General features: G+C 70.6%; 15 protein-coding genes. 9 read left to right on the forward strand and 6 right to left on the reverse strand.

Going from position 1 to position 18332, the window contains the following annotated elements; genetic code table 11:
* The first annotated feature begins 255 nt into the window (after positions 1 to 255).
* The 6 genes from DEJ46_RS29465 to DEJ46_RS29490 all read left to right on the forward strand — a co-directional run bounded on the left by DEJ46_RS29465 (position 256) and on the right by DEJ46_RS29490 (position 5472).
* A complete protein-coding gene (locus DEJ46_RS29465; protein WP_150271187.1) occupies positions 256 to 1017 on the forward strand; it encodes a TraR/DksA family transcriptional regulator in 762 nt (253 codons plus the stop codon).
* Positions 1018 to 1097: 80 nt separating this feature from the next.
* Positions 1098 to 1685, forward strand: coding sequence for a signal peptidase II (gene lspA, locus DEJ46_RS29470; RefSeq protein WP_150271189.1), 588 nt, complete (start codon positions 1098 to 1100; stop codon positions 1683 to 1685).
* Positions 1686 to 1747: 62 nt separating this feature from the next.
* Complete coding sequence (locus tag DEJ46_RS29475) at positions 1748 to 2689, forward strand: RluA family pseudouridine synthase (RefSeq protein WP_150271191.1); 942 nt, start codon at positions 1748 to 1750, stop codon at positions 2687 to 2689.
* Complete coding sequence (locus DEJ46_RS29480) at positions 2686 to 3153, forward strand: GNAT family N-acetyltransferase (RefSeq protein WP_150271193.1); 468 nt, start codon at positions 2686 to 2688, stop codon at positions 3151 to 3153. Before DEJ46_RS29475 ends, DEJ46_RS29480 begins: the two co-directional genes overlap by 4 nt.
* Before the next feature lie 108 nt (positions 3154 to 3261).
* A complete protein-coding gene (locus tag DEJ46_RS29485; RefSeq protein ID WP_150271195.1) occupies positions 3262 to 4848 on the forward strand; it encodes a Na+/H+ antiporter in 1587 nt (528 codons plus the stop codon).
* A 54-nt stretch (positions 4849 to 4902) separates the two neighbouring features.
* Positions 4903 to 5472 carry a dienelactone hydrolase family protein gene (locus tag DEJ46_RS29490; protein ID WP_150271197.1) on the forward strand — a complete coding sequence of 190 codons (570 nt, stop codon included), beginning with the start codon at positions 4903 to 4905 and terminating at the stop codon, positions 5470 to 5472.
* A 65-nt stretch (positions 5473 to 5537) separates the two neighbouring features.
* Here the strand turns inward: DEJ46_RS29490 and DEJ46_RS29495 are convergent, their stop codons facing one another.
* The 5 genes from DEJ46_RS29495 to DEJ46_RS29515 all read right to left on the reverse strand — a co-directional run bounded on the left by DEJ46_RS29495 (position 5538) and on the right by DEJ46_RS29515 (position 11728).
* Positions 5538 to 6494 (reverse strand): zinc metalloprotease, encoded by a 957-nt coding sequence (locus DEJ46_RS29495; RefSeq protein WP_150271199.1) that lies wholly within the window; start codon positions 6492 to 6494, stop codon positions 5538 to 5540.
* A 356-nt stretch (positions 6495 to 6850) separates the two neighbouring features.
* Complete coding sequence (locus DEJ46_RS29500; protein ID WP_150271200.1) at positions 6851 to 8500, reverse strand: alkaline phosphatase D family protein; 1650 nt, start codon at positions 8498 to 8500, stop codon at positions 6851 to 6853.
* A 221-nt stretch (positions 8501 to 8721) separates the two neighbouring features.
* Positions 8722 to 9537: a DsbA family protein gene (locus DEJ46_RS29505; protein WP_150271202.1), complete on the reverse strand. Its 816-nt coding sequence runs from the start codon at positions 9535 to 9537 to the stop codon at positions 8722 to 8724.
* Positions 9538 to 9596: 59 nt separating this feature from the next.
* The gene (locus DEJ46_RS29510) at positions 9597 to 10283 is read right to left on the reverse strand and encodes a hypothetical protein (protein WP_150271204.1); all 687 of its coding nucleotides are present in this window, start codon (positions 10281 to 10283) and stop codon (positions 9597 to 9599) included.
* Between the two features lie 95 nt (positions 10284 to 10378).
* Complete coding sequence (locus tag DEJ46_RS29515) at positions 10379 to 11728, reverse strand: DUF2252 domain-containing protein (RefSeq protein WP_150271206.1); 1350 nt, start codon at positions 11726 to 11728, stop codon at positions 10379 to 10381.
* 188 nt (positions 11729 to 11916) lie between these two features.
* Here DEJ46_RS29515 and dnaE point away from each other — a divergent pair, with 188 nt between their 5' ends.
* The gene (dnaE, locus tag DEJ46_RS29520; RefSeq protein ID WP_150271208.1) at positions 11917 to 15456 is read left to right on the forward strand and encodes a DNA polymerase III subunit alpha; all 3540 of its coding nucleotides are present in this window, start codon (positions 11917 to 11919) and stop codon (positions 15454 to 15456) included.
* 96 nt (positions 15457 to 15552) lie between these two features.
* Here the strand turns inward: dnaE and DEJ46_RS39330 are convergent, their stop codons facing one another.
* A complete protein-coding gene (locus DEJ46_RS39330) occupies positions 15553 to 15726 on the reverse strand; it encodes a hypothetical protein (RefSeq protein ID WP_190622960.1) in 174 nt (57 codons plus the stop codon).
* A 238-nt stretch (positions 15727 to 15964) separates the two neighbouring features.
* Between DEJ46_RS39330 and DEJ46_RS29525 the strand changes: the two genes are divergently transcribed.
* Both DEJ46_RS29525 and DEJ46_RS29530 read left to right on the forward strand, forming a co-directional pair.
* The gene (locus DEJ46_RS29525; RefSeq protein ID WP_150271210.1) at positions 15965 to 17272 is read left to right on the forward strand and encodes an NYN domain-containing protein; all 1308 of its coding nucleotides are present in this window, start codon (positions 15965 to 15967) and stop codon (positions 17270 to 17272) included.
* A 20-nt stretch (positions 17273 to 17292) separates the two neighbouring features.
* A complete protein-coding gene (locus DEJ46_RS29530) occupies positions 17293 to 18264 on the forward strand; it encodes an ABC transporter ATP-binding protein (protein ID WP_190623284.1) in 972 nt (323 codons plus the stop codon).
* Positions 18265 to 18332: the final 68 nt, after the last annotated feature.

Raw genomic sequence — 18332 nt, forward strand, 5'->3', positions numbered from 1 at the left:
CCCGAGCCCCGGTCGGCGGCCCGGACCGCCACCCGAATGGCCATACGAGCCGCGGCGGAGTTCCGTTACGGCCATGTGGGGGAGGGGCGGGTCGGATTACCCGGCGGGGAGCTGGGCACAACGGAGGCAGGCCCGCCCCGCAGGGAGCGGGGGCGGGTGGGAACGGCGGCGTGCCCCGTTGCCGCGGGCCTTGGGCCGATTTATCGTCCCAGCACGATTCGCGAGCAAGATCACAAAATGTGAAGGGGCCGCGACATGGTGGCGAAGAAGACCGCCGCGAAGAAGTCCTCGACCGCCGTCTCCACCGGTGCGGCGGCCCTGGACGGCAAGGACGTGGCCGGGAAGAAGTCGACCGCCGGGAAGGCGGTCGGCAGGAAGGTCACGGCGAAGAAGGCGGGTAAGGCGGCCCCTGCCCCCGAGGCGGCGGCCGTGGTCGCGGAGGCCGCCGAGGAGACCCCCGCCGCGCACGCCCCGGCCAAGAAGGCCGCGGCGAGGAAGACGGCCGCCAGGAAGGCGACCGCCGCGAAGAAGCAGACAGGAGCCAGGACGGTGGCAGCGAAGAAGACCGCGGGTGGCGTGACGACCGCAGAGGACGAGGCCGCGGTGCCCTCGGCCCGTACCGGTGAGCTCGCGGTGCGCCCCGGCGAGGACCCCTGGACGCCGGAGGAGGTCGAGGAGGCCCGCAGCTCGCTCCAGGCGGAGGTCCTGCGGCTGCGCAGCGAGCTCGTCCACTCGCGCGAGGAGCTCACCGGCCTCATGCGGGACTCGGGCGACGGCGCGGGCGACGACCAGGCCGACACCGGCACCAAGAACATCACGCGCGAGCACGAGCTCGCGCTCGCCGCCAACGCCCGGGAGATGCTGGAGCAGACCGAGCACGCCCTGGAGCGGCTCGACGCGGGCACCTACGGCCTCTGTGAGGTGTGCGGGAAGCCGATCGGCAAGGCGCGGATGCAGGCCTTCCCCCGGGCCACCCTCTGCGTCGAGGACAAGCAGCGCCAGGAGCGGCGCGGCTGACGATCTCGGCTGCCGGTCTCGTACGCCTGTGCCGTACCCTCGGGGCACGGTCAGGCATCGAGGTCGAGGGACTCACTCACGTGGCAGAGGCGGAGCGCATCATCGGTACGCCGGATTCAGCAGGGGCCGACGAGTCGGCCGCCTCCGACGACGGCACGGCCGCTCCCGAGGAGCAGCCCAAGGGCAGGCGCAGGATCGTCGCGCTGCTCGTGGTGGCCGTGCTGGCCTATCTGCTCGACCTGGGCAGCAAGATGCTGGTCGTCGCCAAGCTGGAGGGCCGTGAGGCGATTCCGCTGATCGGCGATCTGCTGCGCCTCGACGCGATCCGGAACCCGGGCGCCGCCTTCGGCATGGGCGAGGCTTTCACGATCGTCTTCACCTGCATCGCCGCCGTCGTGATCATCGTGATCTTCCGGCTGGCGCGGAAGCTCTACAGCCTGCCCTGGGCCATCGCCCTCGGTCTGCTGCTCGGCGGCGCGCTCGGCAACCTCACGGACCGGATCTTCCGCTCGCCGGGCGTCTTCGAGGGCGCGGTCGTGGACTTCATCGCCCCCGCGCACTTCGCCGTCTTCAACTTCGCCGACTCGGCGATCGTCTGCGGCGGCATCCTCATCGTGTTCCTTTCCTTCCGGGGCGTGGACCCGGACGGGACCGTCCACAAGGACTGAGCGGGAGCGGGCGGGGAGCCCGGCCAGTACGGAGCACCTCCCGCGCAAGGCATACTCGACGGGTGAGTACGAGTCCCGAGATCCGCACGCTGCCCGTTCCCGATGGCCTGGAGGGCGAGCGAGTCGACGCCGCCATCGCCCGGATGTTCGGGTTCTCCCGCACGAAGGCGGCCGAGCTGGCCGCCTCAGGGAAGGTCCAGGTCGACGGCTCCGTCGTCGGCAAGTCCGAGCGGGTCAGCGGCGGCGCGTGGCTCGAGGTCGAGATGCCGGGGGCGCCCGCGCCCGTGCAGATCGTCGCCGAGCCCGTCGAGGGCATGGAGATCGTCCATGACGACGACGACATCGTCGTCATCATGAAGCCGGTCGGCGTCGCCGCGCACCCCAGCCCCGGCTGGACCGGCACCACGGTCATCGGCGGCCTCGCCGCCGCCGGGTACCGCATCTCCACCTCCGGCGCCGCCGAGCGCCAGGGCATCGTGCACCGCCTCGACGTCGGCACCTCCGGCCTGATGGTGGTCGCCAAGTCCGAGTACGCGTACACCTCGCTCAAGCGCCAGTTCAAGGAGCGCACGGTCGACAAGCGCTACAACGCGCTGGTCCAGGGCCACCCCGACCCGATGAGCGGCACCATCGACGCGCCGATCGGCCGGCACCCGAACCACGACTACAAGTGGGCGATCACCGCCGAGGGCAAGCCCTCCGTCACCCACTACGACCTCATCGAGGCGTACCGGTCGGCCTCGCTGCTCGACATCAAGCTGGAGACGGGCCGCACCCACCAGATCCGGGTGCACATGTCCGCCCACCGCCACCCCTGCGTCGGCGACCTCACCTACGGCGCCGACCCGACCCTCGCCAAGCGCCTCGGCCTGACGCGGCAGTGGCTGCACGCCGTCCGCCTCGGCTTCGAGCACCCCGGCGACGGTTCGTGGGTCGAGTTCGCCAGCACCTACCCGGAGGACCTCCAGAAGGCCCTGGACCGGATCGCCTCGGAGAGCCGGTGACCACCGCGTACAGCGTCCGTGAGGCGCTCGCCCCCGAGGACCGCGAGGCCTGCTTCCTGGTCCGCCGTGAGGTCTTCGTGGTGGAGCAGGGTGTTCCGCAGGAGCTGGAGTACGACGTGCACGACGCCACCGCCGTGCACGTGCTCGCGGTGCGCGAGGACGGGCTGCCGCTGGGCACCGGCCGGCTTCTGTTCGGTGCGGACGCGGTCGGCAGGACAGGCGCCGACACCTCGGTGGGCTCGCTCGGCCGGCTCGCGGTCTCCGAGGCCGCGCGCGGCCTCGGCATCGGCGCGGCCGTCGTGCGGGGCATCGAGGACGCGGCGCGCGAGCGCGGTCTGACCGCCGTCGACCTGCACGCGCAGACCCACGCGCTGGGCTTCTACGAGCGGCTCGGCTACGAGGCGTACGGCCCCGAGTTCCAGGACGCGGACATGCCGCACCGGGCCATGCGGCGCTCGCTGTAGGACCCCGCCTCACCGAGGGCGTCCCCTGCCCCCTGTCACACCCGCCGCGCGCGGGCGTCCACAGGGGGCAGTCGCTGTGAAAACGGACATACGTGACAGGGTGTGTCCGTGGATCAATTGGCCCTGTTGTTCTTGCTGCTGCTCGGCGCTCTGCTCACCGTGCCCCTCGGTGATCGGCTCGGACTGCCCGCTCCCGTCCTGATGACCCTCATCGGGATCGTGCTGGCCTTCCTGCCGTTCGTGCCGAGCGTCGAGATCCCGCCGGAGTTCATCCTCCCCCTGGTGCTGCCGCCTCTGTTGTACGCCTCCGTGCAGCGCACCTCCTGGCGTCAGTTCGCGGCGAACAGACGGCCCATCTTCCTGCTGGCGGTCGCCCTCGTCTTCGTGACCACCGCCGCCGTCGGCGCGGTCGCGCACGTGCTCGTGCCGGGCATCTCGCTGGCCGCCGCGATCGCGCTCGGCGCCCTCGTCGCGCCGCCGGACCCGGTCGCGGCGACCGCCGTCGCCGGCTCGCTCGGGCTGCCGCGGCGGCTCGTGTCGATCCTGGAGGGCGAAGGCCTCTTCAACGACGTCACCGCGATCGTGCTCTACCACGTGGCGATCGCCGCCGTCGTCAGCGGTTCCTTCTCCTGGCCCGAGGCGATCGGCCAGTTCGTGCTGTCCGCGGTGGTCGCCACGATCCTCGGCCTGGTGCTCGGCTGGCTCACCAACAAGCTCATCGGACTCCTGGGGGACGCCACGCTGCAGACCGGGCTCACCCTCCTCGTCCCCTTCGTGAGCTACGTCCTCGCCGAGGAGCTGCACGGCTCCGGCGTCCTCGCGGTGCTGATCACCGCGCTCTTCCTCGCCGAGCACGCGGCCGACGCCGACGACGTCATGGGCCGGCTCGCCGGACAGACCTTCTGGCAGATCGTGGACACCCTCGTCACCGGCATCGCCTTCGGGCTCATCGGTCTGGAGCTCGTCCACGTCTTCGGGGTGGCCGAGGGGCGTGGCTGGGAGATGCTCGGCTGGGGCGCCACCGTGGTCGCGGTGGTCGTCGGGGTCCGGCTGCTGTGGCTGCTGCCCGCCACCTGGCTGGCCAAGCGGCTCCACACGCGCCGGGACATCGACGAGGAGATCCCGATGAGCTGGCGGGAGACCGTCGTCATGTGGTGGGCGGGGATGCGCGGGGTGGCCTCGGTGGCGCTGGCGCTCGCCATCCCGCTCCGTACCGACGACGGCGACCCCTTCCCCGGCCGGGACGAGATCGTCTTCATCGCCTTCTGCGTGATCATCGCCACGCTCGTCTTCCAGGGGCTCACCCTGCCGTGGCTGGTCCGGAAGCTCGGGGTCCGGGCCGATGCCGACGCGGAGCGGGCCCTTGAGCGGGATCTCGCCATCCGGGCCGCGAAGGCCGCCAAGCGCAGGCTCAAGGAGATCGAGGAGGTCGAGGAGCTGCCCGAGGAGGTCCAGGAGCGGCTGCTGCGCGGGGCGTACGACATCGGGGCGCGGATCAGTCCGGACATGGTCGACGAGGAGCGGAGGGCCGCCTTCGTCGAGCGGACGAAGCGGTTCAAGGCGGTGCAGCGGATCCAGCGGGAGCTGATGTCGGCCGCCCGGCACGAGGTCCTCTCGGCGCGCAATGAGCCGGGTGCCGACCCGGAGGTGGTGGACCGGGTGCTGCGTCAGCTGGACGTGCGCAGCATGCGGTGAGGCCGGCGGACCGGGTGATCGGTGCGGTCCGGGCCGGGTGGCAGGATGGGACGCATGGACATCATGCTCTTCCACTCGGCCTACGGGCTGACCCCTTCCGTCGAGGCCGCCGCCGAGCGGCTCCGGGCCGCCGGGCACCAGGTCTGGACGCCCGACCTGTACGACGGCAAGACGGTCGGGACCGTCGAGGAGGGCGTGGCGCTCCGGGACGAGATCGGCAAGGACGAGCTGCTGAAGCGGGCGGTCCTGGCCGCCGCCCCCTACTCCGAGCGGGGCCTGGTCTACATGGGCCTCTCGCTCGGGGCCTCGATCGCCCAGACCCTGGCGCTCGGTGACGAGAAGGCGCGCGGGCTGCTGCTGTTCCACGGCACCTCGGACCTCGCGGAGTCCGCGTCGGTGGACGAGCTGCCCGTACAGCTGCACGTGGCGGAGCCGGACCCCTTCGAGACGGACGACTGGCTGTCGTCCTGGTACCTCCAGATGCGCAAGGCCGGGGCGGACGTGGAGATCTACCGCTACCGGGGCGCGGGGCACGTGTACACGGACCCGGAGCTGCCCGACTGGGACGCGGAGGCGGCCGAGCGGACCTGGTCGGTGGCGCTGTCCTTCCTGGACAGCCTGTAGGAAGCACGCCCGAGGGCGCGGCGGGAGTCTCCTCCCGTCGCGCCCTCGGTGTTGTCCGGGGTGGGTCAGCCCGCGCGGTACGAGGTCCAGAACTGGTTCATCCGGGTCACCTGACCGGCGGTGAACTGGTACATGCACGCGTCGTACGTGTAGTCCATGAAGTTGTGGATCGGGTCCACGCCGGCCTTGGAGGCGCAGGAGTCACGGCCGGTCGGGCACTCGTACGCGGGGCTCTTCTCGGCCGGGGTGTCGGCGACGGAGTCACCGGCGCCGTTGCAGCCGCCCTGGAAGGTGTGGTAGAGGCCCATCCAGTGGCCGACCTCGTGGGTCGCGGTGTCACCCTCGTTGTAGTTGGCCGAGGAGCCGCCGGGGAGGGAGGAGTCCAGGACGACGACACCGTCCATGGACGGGTTCGAGGCGTACGAGGACGGGAAGGTCGCCCAGCCGAGGAGGCCGCCGCTCAGGTTGGCGGTGTAGAAGTTCAGCGCGCCGGCGCCGCCCTTGCGGAGGGTCTGCTTCATCGTCTTCTCGGCGGTGGAGCCGGAAGCCAGGTTGTACCAGGAGGCGTTGTCCGTGTAATCGGTACCGGCCAGCGTGAACTGGAAGTTGGAGTTCACGTTGCCGGTGCCCTGGCCGGCGTACGCCGCGTTCAGGACCGCCATCTGGTTGTTGATCTGGGTGGCGGACAGCTTGCCCGTCGTGCCGCTGTGGATGACGTGGAAGTAGACGGGGATGTTGACCACGGCGGCGGCGTCCGCGGCGGCGCTGAGGCGCCCCTGGACGGCGGCCGAGGCCAGCTTCTTCTTCAGGTCGTCGTCCATGGCCTTGGCCTTGGCGGCCGAGAGCTCGTTGGGCTCGGCGGCGTGGCTGTCGGCACCGCGCGCCTTGCGGGCGCCGGAGACGCCGGCGTGGTCGGAGTGGTCGTCGACGCACTCCTCGGCGGAGGCGCCGGCCAGCGTGGCGGTCGACGCGCCGGTGGCGACGGGGGCGGAAAGCGGAGCCAGGGCCAACGTTCCGGCCATGACGGCGGTACCGAAAATACGACGTGACATACGGGGCGATATACGGGCAAGAGCACGCACGGTGACTCCTCGTGGGGGAGGGTGGGAGAGGAACTTCCTCGCCACGGCCCGGAGATTACGCGGCCATGTCAGACGTAGTTGAGGAGTGATCAAGCCCAATCATTCGTGGGGCAATTCGGTACATCGGGAAAAAATTCTTGTGCCCGTTCCGGAGTTTGAGACCTCGACGTAACGGATGAGGTGGCGGTGGCGGGTGGTGTGTCCGGATTCGATCTCCGAAACTCGCCACCCGCCGTAGCGATGTGATCTCCCGTTAACAGAAGAGATCATGGCTGAAAATCGCCGTTAGGAACCCGTCAGCGAACCGGCTGGTACACCCGCTCGACACGCTGGGTTCCGTTCTTGGTCCGGTACGAGCGCGTCCAGGCGCTCGTCGCCGCCGGATCCGTCTTGTCGGAGACCGTGTAGTAGTCCATCTGCGAGTGCTCGGAGGTCACGTCGAGCACGCCGTAGCCGTGGTGGTCCATGTCCACCCACTTCACATGGCGGTTGGCGGCCTTCACGGCGCCGGCGGCGACGACCGAGAGCGTCCCCGGGGCCACGTTGAGCATGTCGTCCAGGTTGTCCGAGGTCACCGAGGTGACGACGAACTCGGTGGCCGCCGAGGCCGACAGCGGGTACGTCGCCGCCTTCACCGGTACGTCGTTGGCCCAGGCCATGTGGATGTCGCCGGTCAGGAAGACCGTGTTGCGGATCGCCCGCGAGGTCAGGTGTCCGATGAGTTCCTTGCGGTCGTCGGTGAAGCCGTCCCACTGGTCGACGTTGACCGCGATCCCCTCCTTCGGCAGGCCCATCAGCTCGGCGAGCGGCTCCAGGAGGTTGGCCGGCAGGGCGCCGAAGGCGATGGGCGAGATCATCACCGAGGTGCCGACCAGCTGCCAGGTCGCGTCCGAACCCGCGAGACCGGCCTTGAGCCAGTCCAGTTGGGCGCGGCCGGTGATCGACCGCTCCGGGTCGTCGACCGTGCCGCTGCCGGTCTTCGCCGGGGCGGAGCGGAACGTGCGGAGGTCGAGCAGGTGCAGATCGGCCAGTCTGCCGAAGCGCAGCCGCCGGAAGACCGTGCCCTCGGTGGAGGCGCGGACCGGCATCCACTCGAAGTACGCCTGCTTGGCGGCGGCCACCCGGGCAGCCCACTCGCCCTCGGCGCCGGGGGTGTGGTTCTCGGCCCCGCCGGTCCAGGCGTCGTTGGCGAACTCGTGGTCGTCCCAGATCGCGACCACCGGGTGGGCGGCGTGCAGGGCCTGGAGGTCGGCGTCCGTCTTGTAGTGCCCGTGACGGGTGCGGTAGTCGGCGAGCGAGACGATCTCGTGGCGCGGCTCGTGCTGCCGGACGGTGTCCTTCGCCTCCGGGTAGACGCCGCTGGCGTACTCGTAGACGTAGTCGCCGAGATGGAGGACGGCGTCCAGGTCGGCGCGGCCGGCGAGGTGGCGGTACGCGGAGAAGTGGCCGGACTCCCAGTTCGCGCAGGAGACCACGCCGAAGCGGACCCCGGGGGTGGCGGCGTCGGCGGCCGGCGCGGTCCGGGTGCGGGCGACCGGCGAGACGGCGTCGCCCGCCGTGAAGCGGAACCAGTAGGCGGTCGCCGGGCGCAGGCCCCGCACGTCGGCCTTCACGGTGTGGTCGGAGGAGGCGCTCGCCGTGGTCGAACCGGAGGCGACGACACGGGCGAAGCCGCGGTCCTCGGCGAGCTCCCAGCCGACCGGGACGTCCGGGCCGAGCCCGGATCCGGGCACGGCCTCGGCGGAGGGGGTGACGCGCGTCCAGAGGAGGACGCCGTCGGGCAGCGGGTCGCCGGAGGCGACACCGTGGAGGAAGGCGGGTGCCCCGGAGTCCGCGAGAGCGGGGGAGGCGGCGCCCAGCAGGGCGGGCGCGGCGACGGCGGTGACGGCGGCGGCCTTGACGACCGTGCGACGACTGGGGGCAGGAGATATGAACTGACTGGTCACGGGCAGTCAGATTACTGACGGGTAGGCCTGTTGGTCAGGTGAATTCCGGAAGTTCGTCGACTTGTCGCCCACAGGACGTGTCCCGCCCCGTATGCCGCCCGTACCTCGCCAGTCCCTCACCCATTCCTTGCCTGTCCCTTGCCCGTCCCTCGCCTGTACGCCGCCGGCCCCGGACCTCAGGAGGTCCGGGGCCGGGCGACGGGCGAGAGGGGTCTCGCGGATCAGGCCTTGAGGGCCGCGTCGATCGCCGTCGTGAACTGGTCGGCGGTCATCGGCGGGCTGTCGGTGCCCTGCGCGGTGACGGTCTTGCCGTCCATCTTCAGCGTCGGCGTACCCTGCACACCGCTCGCGTCGAAGGCCTTGGACATCTTCATCGCCCAGGCGTCGAACGTGCCGTTCTCGACGTCCTTCTTGAACTCGGCGTTGCTCTTGAGGGCCGGGACCGAGTCCGCGATCTCCAGGAGGTAGGAGTCCTTGGCGAACTTGTCCTGGCTCTCCTCCGGGTGGAACTCCGTCGAGTAGAGCGCCGACTTGAACTTCAGGAAGGCCTCGGGGCTCACGTTCAGGGCCGCGCCGAGGGCCGACAGGGCGTTCTTCGAGCCCTCGCCGGGGACGCCGTTGTCGATGAAGGTGGCGCCGACGTACTTGATCTTGTACTTGCCGGCCTCGACGTCCTTCTCGATCGTCGCGCCCACACCCTGCTCGAAGGTCGCGCAGACGGGGCAGCGCGAGTCCTCGTACAGCTCCAGGGTCTTCTCCGCGGACGACTTGCCGATGACGACCGTCGTGCCGTTCGTGCCCGAGGTGTTCTTCGGGGCCTTCACGGTCGTCGCCTCGGCCGCCGCCTCCCACTGCGTGGGCTTGTTGGACTGCACGACCGCGTAGCCGATGCCGCCGGCGGCGGCCAGGACGGCCACGGCCGAGACGGCGACGACGAGCTGTCGGCGCGCCTTGTCCTTCTTCGCCTGGCGCTCGCGCTCGACGCGCAGCCGCTCGCGGGCGGCGGCCTTGTTGGACTGGCTGTTGCGTGCGCTCATGATCGTGATCTCCGTGAAAAGTGTGAGGAAGAGAGGGGGGACCGCTGTGCCGGGGTCGCTCAGACGAGAGCGAAGCCCGGGAACGGCGGCCCCCGCCGCCCCACGGAGTGCACGAGGAGACGGACACGGGACGACCGGGTCCGCTCCGTGGGCCGGCCGGCCGGGCTCGGAGCCGTACCGCCGCCGCGGAAGAAGGCCGCCACGAGCAGCAGCGGCCGGAACGCGAAGGCGGCCACCGCGCCGAGCAGCCGGGCGAGCGCCCGCTCCCCGCCGCGCAGCCAGGAAGCCGCCGCGAGCCCGACACCGACGTGCGCCAGGAGCAGCAGCCACGGCAGCGCCGGGTCGGGGGAGTCGAGCAGGGCGGCCGCGGTACCGCTCTCGGGGGCGGCCACGCCGGGCAGCGGAGCGCCCACCGCGCCGCCGCAGAAGACCTCCACGCCGACCGCGCGCAGCGAACCGGTGACCGGGCCGCCGGCGGCGCCGTAACAGACCACCTGCCCGCTGGTGAAGAGGGTGTCGGCCGCCAGCTCCAGCGGGACGAGGAGACCGGCGATCGGGCCGAAGCCGCGCTCGCGGCCGGCCAGCGCGTAGGCGACGGCGAAGACGCCGGCCGCGACCGGGACGACCGTCCCCAGGGGCAGCGGCACGCCGGAGAGCAGCACGTGGGACGCCACGGACAGCGTCACGACCAGTGCCGTGAAGAACGCCGCCCGCAGCGCTCTCAGCTGCGTCCCTGCCATGTCCATCGTCGTGGAGTGTGCCATGTCGTGCCGTAAGGGGTCGCTAAAGGCAGTCTGTGAACCGCCCCACCCTGCCCCTCGGGCCCCTGCCGCCCCGGTGCCTACAGCCCCGGGATCCGGCCGTTGCGGAAGAGGTCCACGAAGATCTGGTGGTCGGCCCGGGCCCGGGCCCCGTACGTGTGCGCGAAGTCCACCAGGAGCTCGGCGAAGCCCTCCTCGTCGGCCGCGATCGCCGCGTCGATGGCGCGCTCCGTCGAGAACGGCACCAGCGAATGCCCGCTCGACTCGTCCGCCGCCGCGTGCATGGTCGCCGTCGCCCTGCCCAGGTCCGCGACGGTCGCAGCGATCTCGTCGAGGTCGTCGATGTCCGACCAGTCCAGGTCCACCGCGTACGGCGAGACCTCCGCGACCAGCTGCCCGGCGCCGTCCAGCTCCGCCCAGCCCAGCCAGGGGTCGGCGTGCGCCTGGAGCGCCCGCTGCGAGATCACGGTGCGGTGGCCCTCGTGCTTGAAGTAGTCCCGTACCGCCGGGTCCGTGACATGGCGGGAGACCGCCGGGGTCTGCGCCTGCTTCAGATAGATCACGACGTCGTTCTCCAGGGCGTCGCTGTGCCCCTCCAGCAGGATGTTGTACGAGGGGAGGCCGGCCGATCCGATGCCGATCCCGCGCCGCCCGACGACGTCCTTCACCCGGTACGAGTCGGGCCGGACCAGGCTGGCCTCCGGCAGGGTCTCCAGATAGCCGTCGAAGGCGGCCAGGACCTTGTACCGGGTGGCCGCGTCCAGGTCGATCGTGCCCCCGCCGCCCGCGAAGCGGCGCTCGAAGTCGCGGATCTCCGTCATCGAGTCGAGCAGCCCGAAGCGGGTCTGTGCCCGGGCGGCGCGCAGGGCGCTCAGCAGCGCGCCGTCGGCGGTCTCCAGGGTGAAGGGCGGCACCTCGTCCTCGCCCGCGCCGGTCGCGAGCGCGTGGATCCGCTCGCGGTAGGCGGCGGCGCAGATGCGGACCCCCTTGGTGATCTGCTCGTCGCTGAGCGCCTTCGCGTAGCCGATCAGGGCGAGCGAGGCGGCGAGCCGCTTCAGGTCCCAGGTGAAGGGCCCCACATAGGCCTCGTCGAAGTCGTTGACATTGAAGATCAGCCGGCCGTTGGCGTCCATGTACGTGCCGAAGTTCTCGGCGTGCAGATCGCCGTGGATCCAGACCCGGCCGGTGCGCTCGTCCAGGTAGGGGCCGACACCTGCGCTCCCGCCCACCTGCCCGGCGCTCTCCTTCTCCAGGTCCGAGTAGAAGAGGCAGGCCGTCCCCCGGTAGAAGGCGAAGGCGGAGCCGGCCATCTTCCGGAACTTGACGCGGAAGGCGGCGGGGTCGGCGGCGAGGAGCTCGCCGAAGGCGGTGTCGAAGACGGCGAGGATGTGCTCACCGCGCTCCGCGACGGTGGGCTGGGGGACCGACATCGAGGTGCCTCCTGGTACCGGACGTGCTGCAAGACTGTTCATGACAATTTGGACAGGTGTTCCGTGTCTCTCAACGCGCGACCCTAGCCCCGAGTGCCCGTCGTCTGTCAGTCGCGCGACGTAGACTTCCACGCTGTCCCCCCAGACTGTCCGCAGCCTGTCACTCCGTGTTTTTGGAGGCCCCCGCCGTGACCAAGCCGCCCTTCACGCACCTCCACGTCCACACCCAGTACTCGCTGCTGGACGGTGCCGCGCGGCTCAAGGACATGTTCAACGCGTGCAACGAGATGGGCATGACCCACATCGCCATGTCCGACCACGGCAACCTGCACGGGGCGTACGACTTCTTCCACTCGGCGAAGAAGGCCGGGGTCACCCCGATCATCGGCATCGAGGCGTACGTCGCCCCCGAGTCCCGGCGCAACAAGCGCAAGATCCAGTGGGGCCAGCCGCACCAGAAGCGGGACGACGTCTCCGGTTCCGGCGGCTACACCCACAAGACGATCTGGGCGGCGAACTCCACCGGGCTGCACAACCTCTTCAAGCTCTCCTCCGACGCGTACGCCGAGGGCTGGCTGCAGAAGTGGCCCCGGATGGACAAGGAGACCATCTCCCAGTGGTCCGAAGGGCTCATCGCCTCCACCGGCTGCCCCTCCGGAGAGCTCCAGACCCGGCTGCGCCTCGGCCAGTTCGACGAGGCCCTCAAGGCCGCCTCCGAGTACCAGGACATCTTCGGCAAGGACCGGTACTTCCTGGAGCTGATGGACCACGGCATCGAGATCGAGCGCCGGGTCCGCGACGGGCTCCTGGAGATCGGCAAGAAGCTCGGCATCCCGCCGCTCGTCACCAACGACTCGCACTACACGTACGCGCACGAGTCGGCCGCGCACGACGCCCTGCTGTGCATCCAGACCGGCAAGAACCTCTCCGACCCGGACCGCTTCCGCTTCGACGGCACCGGCTACTACCTCAAGTCCACGGACGAGATGTACGCCATCGACTCGTCGGACGCCTGGCAGGAGGGCTGCCGCAACACCCTCCTGGTCGCGGAGCAGATCAACACCGACGGCATGTTCGTCGAGAAGAACCTCATGCCGAAGTTCGACATCCCGGAGGGCTACACCGACGTCACCTGGTTCCGCGAGGAGACCATGCGGGGCATGCACCGCCGGTTCCCCGGCGGCATCCCCGAGGACCGCCTGAAGCAGGTCGAGTACGAGATGGACACGATCATCTCGATGGGCTTCCCCGGCTACTTCCTCGTCGTCGCCGACTTCATCATGTGGGCGAAGAAGCAGGGCATCGCCGTGGGCCCCGGCCGGGGCTCCGCGGCCGGCTCGATCGTCGCGTACGCCATGGGCATCACCGACCTCGACCCGATCCCGCACGGACTGATCTTCGAGCGCTTCCTCAACCCCGAGCGCATCTCGATGCCCGATGTCGACATCGACTTCGACGAGCGCCGGCGCGTCGAGGTGATCCGGTACGTGACGGAGAAGTACGGCTCCGACAAGGTCGCCATGATCGGCACCTACGGAAAGATCAAGGCGAAGAACGCCATCAAGGACTCCGCGCGCGTCCTCGGCTACCCCTACGCCATGGGCGACCGGCTCACCAAGGCCATGCCCGCCGACGTCCTCGGCAAGGGCATCGACCTCAACGGCATCACCGACCCCTCGCACCCGCGCTACAGCGAGGCCGGCGAGATCCGCGCGATGTACGAGAACGAGCCCGACGTCAAGAAGGTCATCGACACGGCCCGGGGCGTCGAGGGCCTGGTCCGGCAGATGGGCGTGCATGCGGCCGGCGTGATCATGTCCAGCGAGCCCATCGTCGAGCACGCCCCGATCTGGGTGCGGCACACGGACGGCGTCACCATCACGCAGTGGGACTACCCCCAGTGCGAGTCGCTCGGCCTGATCAAGATGGACTTCCTGGGCCTCAGGAACCTCACGATCATGGACGACGCCGTCAAGATGGTGAAGGCCAACAAGGGCATCGAGCTCGACCTGCTGGCCCTCCCGCTGGACGACCCGAAGACGTACGAACTGCTCTGCCGCGGTGACACCCTCGGCGTCTTCCAGTTCGACGGCGGCCCCATGCGGTCACTGCTGCGGCTGATGAAGCCCGACAACTTCGAAGACATCTCCGCCGTGTCCGCCCTGTACAGGCCGGGCCCGATGGGCATGAACTCGCACACGAACTACGCCCTGCGCAAGAACAAGCAGCAGGAGATCACCCCGATCCACCCCGAGCTGGAGAAGCCGCTCGAAGAGGTGCTCGCGGTCACCTACGGCCTGATCGTGTACCAGGAGCAGGTGCAGAAGGCCGCGCAGATCATCGCCGGCTACTCGCTCGGCGAGGCCGACATCCTGCGCCGCGTCATGGGCAAGAAGAAGCCCGAGGAGCTGGCGAAGAACTTCGTCATCTTCCAGGAGGGCGCGAAGAAGAACGGCTACAGCGACGAGGCCATCCAGGCGCTCTGGGACGTCCTGGTCCCCTTCGCCGGCTACGCCTTCAACAAGGCGCACTCCGCCGCGTACGGCCTGGTCTCCTACTGGACCGCCTACCTCAAGGCGAACTACCCCGCCGAGTACATGGCCGGTCTGCTCACCTCGGTCAAGGACGACAAGGACAAGTCCGCCGTCTACCTCAACGAGTGCCGCCGCATGGGCATCAAGGTGCTCCCGCCGAACGTGAACGAGTCCGAGTCGAACTTCGCCGCCCAGGGCGACGACGTGATCCTCTTCGGTCTCTCCGCCGTGCGGAACGTCGGCACCAACGTCGTCGAGTCGATCATCAAGTCGCGCAAGGCGAAGGGGAAGTACAGCTCCTTCCCGGACTTCCTCGACAAGGTCGAGGCCGTCGTCTGCAACAAGCGGACCATCGAGTCGCTGATCAAGGCCGGCGCCTTCGACGAGATGGGCCACACCCGCAAGGGCATGGTCGCCCACCACGAACCGATGATCGACAACGTGGTCGCGGTCAAGCGCAAGGAGGCCGAGGGACAGTTCGACCTCTTCGGCGGCATGGGCGAGGAGGCGAACGACGAACCCGGCTTCGGTCTCGACGTCGAGTTCTCCGACGTCGAGTGGGAGAAGTCCTACCTGCTCGCCCAGGAGCGCGAGATGCTCGGCCTCTACGTCTCCGACCACCCGCTCTTCGGCATCGAGCACGTCCTCTCCGACAAGACGGACGCGGCGATCTCGCAGCTCACCGGCGGCGAGCACAGCGACGGCGCGGTCGTCACCATCGGCGGCATCATCTCGGGCCTCCAGCGCAAGATGACCAAGCAGGGCAACGCCTGGGCGATCGCCACCGTCGAGGACCTGGCCGGCTCCATCGAGTGCATGTTCTTCCCGGCCACCTACCAGCTGGTCTCCACCCAGCTCGTCGAGGACACGGTCGTCTTCGTCAAGGGCCGGCTCGACAAGCGCGAGGACGTGCCCCGGCTCGTCGCCATGGAGCTGATGGTCCCCGACCTGTCGAACGCCGGGACAAACGCGCCGGTGATCCTCACCATCCCGACGGTGAAGGTGACCCCGCCGATGGTCAGCAGGCTCGGCGAGATCCTCAAGCACCACAAGGGCAACACCGAGGTGCGGATCAAGCTCCAGGGCCCCCGGACCACGACCGTGCTCCGGCTCGACCGGCACCGGGTGACGGCCGATCCGGCCCTCTTCGGCGACCTGAAGGTGCTGCTCGGCCCGTCCTGCCTGGCCGGCTGACCTTCGTCGGCCGGCCCTCGTCAGCCGGGGTCCTCCGCACGCACGCGCAAGGGGCGCGCCCGTCGTCACGGGCGCGCCCCTTTGCCGTGGATCGCGTCAGTTGTGGCCGAAGCGCTTCTGACGGCCCTTCCGTGCCATGTCACCCGGGGTCACCTGGGTGGCGCGCTGCTCCGCCTGCGACTCCATCGCGGACTGCTGCGCCTGCTGGGTGCCACGCTCTGCTGCCGATGCCTTCTGCTGCATACGGTCCTGCTTGCGGTTCTTGGCCATGGGGATGATGCCTCCTCAAAGGGACCTAGGGGCCAGGGCCGCTGTCAGATTCACACACGCACGAAGGGGCCGCATTTTGGATCATTACGGAACGTAAGGGCCGGGCGGACGTGATATCCGCCACGCCGATGATCCAGTTCCGACCGTCAAGCCCGCGGCGGTCGGGCAGACTCGAAGAGAACGAAGACACGGAGCACCTTCCGACCCCCGAGTCCGACCCCGAGGTTCCCGAAAGAGGGTGGAACACGTGGACCGCTGCGTCGTCCTGGTGGACGCCGGCTACCTGCTGGGCGCCGCCGCCAGTCTCCTCGCCGGGGAACCGGCCCGCTCCAGAATCTCTGTCGACCACGCCGCGCTCATCCAGCAGCTGCGTGAGCGCGCCGAGGCGGAGACCGCGCTGCCCCTCCTGCGGATCTACTGGTTCGACGGCGCACCCGACCGGGTGCCGCAGCCCGAGCACCGCAGACTGCGCGTGATGCCCCGGGTCACCGTCCGGCTCGGTGCCCTGACCAGGAGCGACGGACGCTGGGCGCAGAAGGGCGTCGACGCGGCCATGCACACCGAGCTGACCGAGCTCGCCCGCAACAGGGCCTGCTCCGACATCGTGCTCGTCACCGGCGACGGCGATCTGCTGCCCGGCCTCATGTCCGCCAAGGAACACGGCGTCGCGGTCCACCTGTGGGCCGTCCAGGCCGCCGACGGCGACTACAACCAGTCCGAGGACCTCGTCGCCGAGGCCGACGAGCGGCGGGTCCTCGACCGGACGTGGATCACCCGGGCCGTCCGCGCCAGGGACCTCACCGGCATCTGCGCGCCCCCGCCCGCCCCGCGCCCCGAGATCGCCGCGATCCTCTCGGCGCCGCTGCCCGAGGCGGCCCTCGCGGCCTCCGCCGAACGGGCCGCCGAGGCCGCGTCGGCCGAGCGGAACGGAAGCGGACCGGCCCCGGCCGAGGCGCCCGCCCCCTCCAACGGCCACGCCCACGGCGTCCCCGCCCCCGGCACGGGCAAGGGCGTCCCCACGCCCAAGGACCTCGCGGGACTGCGCGGACCGGGCGGCGCCAACGGCTCGGGCGGGCCGCTCACCCCGGTGCCACAGGGCGCGAGCGCGCTCCGCTGGTCCTCCGACCGCGGCTGGATCGACCGCCCCGCCACCTCCGCCCTCGGGGAACCGGCCGAGACCGCGACCCTGCCCACCCTCGCCCTGCTCACCAGCGCCGAGCAGCGCTGGGCGGACCGCGAAGAGGACATCACGACCGTCGGCGGCGACCCCTTCGAAGTCGGGCAGGTGTTCGCCCGCCGCTGGATGGAGCGGCTCCCCGAGCAGAGCCACGTCCAGAAGCTCTCCACCCTCTATCCCCGCATCCCGCACCGCATCGACGGCGAACTCCTCCGCTACGCGGCACGGTTCGGTCTGCTCGCCCACAAGGACGACCAGATCGACGAGCACGACCGGTACGCCATCAGGGCCGGCTTCTGGCGGGAGATCGACGTCCGGGCCGCCGCCGAACAAGCCCCCGCGCCCGGAGCGGGCCCGGCGACCACGTAGGCTCTTGCCCCGTGAATACGGTGTGCGTGGTGCGGGATCTGGTCAAGACGTACCCCGCCACGCGCGGCAGGCGCGGTGCGCCCGCGACCCCCGAGGTGCGCGCCACCGACGGGATCAGCCTCGACGTGCGCGGCGGCGAGATCTTCGGCCTGCTCGGACCCAACGGGGCGGGCAAGTCCACCCTCGTCCGCCAGCTCACCGGGCTGATGCGCCCCGACTCCGGCACGGTCGAGCTCCTCGGCCACGACCTCGTGCGCCACCCCGAGCGCGCGTCCCGGCTCCTCGCCTACCTCGGCCAGGAGTCCACCGCCCTCGACGAGCTGACCGTCGCCCTCGCCGCCGAGACCACCGGACGCCTGCGCGGGCTCGGCGCCCACGAAGCGCGCGCCGAGCGGGACGCCGTCCTGGAGGAGCTCGGCCTCACCGAGCTCGCCGGCCGGCCCCTCAAGAAGCTCTCCGGCGGCCAGCGGCGGCTCGCCTGCCTCGCCACCGCGCTCGTCGGCCACCGGTCGGTCCTCGTCCTCGACGAGCCCACCACCGGCATGGACCCCGTCGCCCGCCGGGCCGTCTGGGCCGCCGTCGACCGGCGGCGCGCCGAGCACGGCACGACCGTCCTGCTCGTCACCCACAACGTCATCGAGGCCGAGACCGTCCTCGACCGCGTGGCGGTCCTCGACCGCGGCCGGGTCATCGCCTGCGACACGCCCGCCGGACTCAAGGAGCGCGTCGCGGGCGAGGTCCGCGTCGAGCTGGTGTGGCGCGAGGCGCCGCCGCTCCAGCTGCCCGAGATCGCCGCCCTGCGCGCACTCGCCCAGGAGACCGGACGGCGCTGGAGCCTCCGGCTCGCCCCCGACGCCGCCCGCGCGGCCGTCGCCACCGTCACCGGCGGGGCCGCCTTCGCCGCGCTCGACGACTTCACGCTGGCCACGCCCAGCCTGGAGGACGTCTACCTCGCGCTGGGCGGCGCGTCCGGGGGGCTGGTGAAGGCATGAGCCCCGAACTTCCGCACGTGACCCCCCACGTTCCGCACGTGACCCCCCACGTTCCGCACGTGACCCCC

The organism is Streptomyces venezuelae, assembly GCF_008642375.1.
Taxonomy (GTDB): Bacteria; Actinomycetota; Actinomycetes; order Streptomycetales; family Streptomycetaceae; genus Streptomyces; species Streptomyces venezuelae_G.

Coding starts and splice junctions, on each gene's coding strand:
- DEJ46_RS29515 (WP_150271206.1), bottom strand. CDS start 11,728: ATGTCGGTCCCCCAGCCCACCGTCGCGGAGCGCGGTGAGCACATCCTC.
- DEJ46_RS39330 (WP_190622960.1), bottom strand. CDS start 15,726: ATGGCCAAGAACCGCAAGCAGGACCGTATGCAGCAGAAGGCATCGGCA.
- DEJ46_RS29495 (WP_150271199.1), bottom strand. CDS start 6,494: ATGGCCGGAACGTTGGCCCTGGCTCCGCTTTCCGCCCCCGTCGCCACC.
- DEJ46_RS29510 (WP_150271204.1), bottom strand. CDS start 10,283: ATGGACATGGCAGGGACGCAGCTGAGAGCGCTGCGGGCGGCGTTCTTC.
- DEJ46_RS29465 (WP_150271187.1), top strand. CDS start 256: ATGGTGGCGAAGAAGACCGCCGCGAAGAAGTCCTCGACCGCCGTCTCC.
- DEJ46_RS29490 (WP_150271197.1), top strand. CDS start 4,903: ATGGACATCATGCTCTTCCACTCGGCCTACGGGCTGACCCCTTCCGTC.
- DEJ46_RS29505 (WP_150271202.1), bottom strand. CDS start 9,537: ATGAGCGCACGCAACAGCCAGTCCAACAAGGCCGCCGCCCGCGAGCGG.